2 protein-coding genes and 2 pseudogenes are annotated in these 2827 nt (G+C 65.7%); 2 read left to right on the top strand and 2 right to left on the bottom strand.

All coding sequences use genetic code 11. From position 1 onward, the window contains the following. The first annotated feature begins 158 nt into the window (after positions 1-158). Both AC1DWT_RS50680 and AC1DWT_RS50675 read left to right on the top strand, forming a co-directional pair. On the top strand, positions 159-572 hold the full coding sequence (locus AC1DWT_RS50680) for a (R)-mandelonitrile lyase (RefSeq protein ID WP_206015334.1): 414 nt from the start codon (positions 159-161) through the stop codon (positions 570-572). A 104-nt stretch (positions 573-676) separates the two neighbouring features. Continuing rightward, a pseudogene (locus AC1DWT_RS50675) lies at positions 677-1366 on the top strand (class I SAM-dependent methyltransferase); the annotation flags it as partial. 39 nt (positions 1367-1405) lie between these two features. On the opposite strand, the gene AC1DWT_RS50670 reads toward AC1DWT_RS50675, so the two are convergent. Next, positions 1406-1612, bottom strand: a complete 207-nt coding sequence (locus AC1DWT_RS50670; RefSeq protein ID WP_206015333.1) for a hypothetical protein — start codon at positions 1610-1612, stop codon at positions 1406-1408. A gap of 84 nt (positions 1613-1696) precedes the next feature. Next, positions 1697-2827 (bottom strand): annotated as a pseudogene (locus tag AC1DWT_RS50665) (serine/threonine protein kinase); the annotation flags it as partial.

Below are 2827 nucleotides of genomic sequence, written 5' to 3'. Positions count from 1 at the left end.
GGTTCTGCGGTTACCTGGAAAAGCAGGCACTCCCGCGAGCGCGCTCGCCCACCTTAACTGGTTGGAACGAGAACCTGCCGGGCGCATCCCGCAGATCACCGCGCACGCCGAGGCCTCCCGCGAGCTCGGCTTCGATATCCACAACCGAGGAGTACCTCATGGAGTTCAGCGTCCCCGTCGCCACGGGCAAGGGACCGGCCCGACAATTCACCGGCGACGTCTGGTATGACGTCATCTACGCAGGCAAGGAACCCTCGCGGGCGCGGACGAACATGGTCCGTTTCTCCCCCGGCGCCCGCACGTTCTGGCATCACCATGTCCTCGGACAAACCCTGCACGTCGTCTCCGGTGTCGCGCTGGTCGGCACCCGCGACGGTGTCGTCTTCGCAGCCCACCCGGGCGAGACCGTGACCTGCCCTGCCGGTGAGGAGCACTGGCACGGCGCCGCCGAAGACCGGTTCATGGAACACCTCGCGATCTGGGAAGGCGACGGATCCGGCGCGCCGGAGACGACCTGGCTCGAGGAAGTCACCGACGAGCAGTACCGCGCACCGCGCACCCGCCGCTCCTGAACAATTCGACCGACACGACCAACGCGGCAGTCATGCCGCCGGTGACGAGTTCGGCTACGCCGCGCCTGGATCCGGCGACGGCTCCGATGCGACATGATCGGATCGTGGCCACATTCAACGACTACGACAAGTACGCGTCGGCGTACGACGCCGACATCGAGGACAACGTGTACAACGCGTTGTACGAGCGACCCGCAACGCTGGCGCTGGTCGGCGACGTCGCTGGGCGGAGGGTGCTGGATGCGGGCTGCGGCAGCGGTGTGCTGTCGCAGGCGCTCGTCTCCGCGGGCGCTGCGGTCACCGGCGTCGATGTCAGCACGAACCTGCTCGAGATCGCCCGAAACCGCCTGGGACCCGACGTCCCGTTGATCCGGGCAGATCTCGAGCAGCAGTTGCCCATCCGGTCATCGACCTTCGACGTCGTCGTTGCGTCGCTGGTGATGCACTACCTCCACGACTGGCCGGGACCGTTGTCCGAGTTTCGACGGGTTCTCGCGCCGGGCGGGCGCGTCGTCATCTCGACGCATCACCCGTTCGTGGACTTCAGGCCGTCCGGGCAGGGCGACTACCTCGAAACGTTCGAGTTCACCGAGGAATGGGTGAAGTCCGGCGAAACCTTCCTCATGAGGTTCTGGCACCGGCCGTTGCACGCGATGTTCGACGCCTTCACCGCGGCAGGATTCACCGTCGAACGCGTCTCGGAGCCGCGCCCCGGTACCGCTGTGCGCGATCGCTCCCCCGAACTCTTCGAGCAGCTCAGCGGTGAAGCCCCGTTCATCTTCTTCTCCCTGCGCAGCGACGACCACCAGCCCATGCCGGCCAGGGAGACGCTGTCAGGGAAGATGCATCAGCTTTCCGGCGAGGGTGAACAGGCGGCGGGCGAGCAGCATGACGGGCAGGCCAAGAGGAATCAGGAGGATCGTCACGCACAGTATCCCGCCGACGAGCCACACGACGGCCGCGACGATCCCCAGCACCGTGCCGACTACGGCCGTGACGATCCCCAGCACCACATCGAGCAGGCCCTTTAACAGACGCATGATGACCTCCTGGCTCCAGTCTGCGCGCATGCGGACCGGATCGCACCCGTCGAAAGTGGCCCGCTTCAGAGATGCTCGGTTGCGTCAGACCACCCGCTCGAGTGCGCGCACGTCTGCATCAAGCTTCCTGTACAACCAGTACACGGCGACGAACGCGAGCCCGGAGGCCGCGCACAATCCCAGGACCGAATCGCGCACCAGTGGCAGCTCCGCGGGTTCGAGGGTGCTGAATCCGGCCAATACACCGACGAGCGGCACAGACGCCGTCACCGCCAGATAGACCGTCGTTCTCCGACGCAGCCCGTCGAGAACGTCGGCGTCGTGCGCCGTCGTGAGGCCGTGTCGCAGATAGATGGGATAGACGCAGCGGACGACATAGAACGTCGACAGAAAGAATGTGTAGGCAACGGAGATGGTGCCTGCCACCAGGACAGTCGTCGCCGCATGAACCAGCAGCCGCGACGGAAGCTCGGTGAACCAGCGAAGAAACATCACCCCCGCCACGGATGCGCAGACGGCGAACACGAAAGTGTTCAGCGCACACAGATCGCCCCAGAACAGAGTTCGCGACCGCACCCGTGCGAGGACAGCCTCGCCGTACCGTCTGCCCCTACGCAGGCCGCGGGGAACCGCGAGCAGGTCGCGGGACATGTAGGCATAGATGAGGACGGCCAGCGGCCAGGCGATGAGGTTGAAGACGACGGTGCTCGTGTAGAGCTTCGAGTACGTGGCATCGGACAGCCGCTCGTTGAGCAGTTCCTGCAGATGCACCGCCAGGTAGATCGTCGCCAGGCCGATGCCGACCAGCGAAGACGACCACAGGATGGGGGTGGGCCATCGCGACAGTCGTGCGCGCCAACTGTTCGGGGGCGGATAGACCAGGTCCCGGGACCGCTTCTCGAGGCACAAGTCGAACTGCTGGGCCAATTCCGAACCGCTCGGGTAGCGGTCGTCGCGGTCGGGCGACAGGCATTTCAGAAGCACGCGGCGCAGGGCCATGGGGCAATCAGGCGGAAGCTCCGACAGAAACTGCGCGTCCACGGGCCTGCGCCGCAGTTCGAGCATGCGAGCCAGCGACGTCTCCGACTCACCGGCTGTCGTTTCGTCCGCGAACGGTCGGCGTCCGGTGAGCAACTCCCACAACATGACAGCGAGCGCGAACATGTCGCTTCTGGTGTCGAGGTCGGCGGCGGCGACGAGGTACTCGACCATCTC

This window comes from Rhodococcus sp. P4_B6 (genome assembly GCF_056402215.1).
The sequence above is the reverse complement of the archived record's forward strand: the minus strand, read 5'-3'. Positions and strand labels throughout refer to the sequence as shown.

Excerpts from the sequence above, each read along its gene's own strand:
- AC1DWT_RS50670 (WP_206015333.1), bottom strand. The coding sequence starts at position 1,612 with ATGCGTCTGTTAAAGGGCCTGCTCGATGTGGTGCTGGGGATCGTCACG.
- AC1DWT_RS50680 (WP_206015334.1), top strand. The coding sequence starts at position 159 with ATGGAGTTCAGCGTCCCCGTCGCCACGGGCAAGGGACCGGCCCGACAA.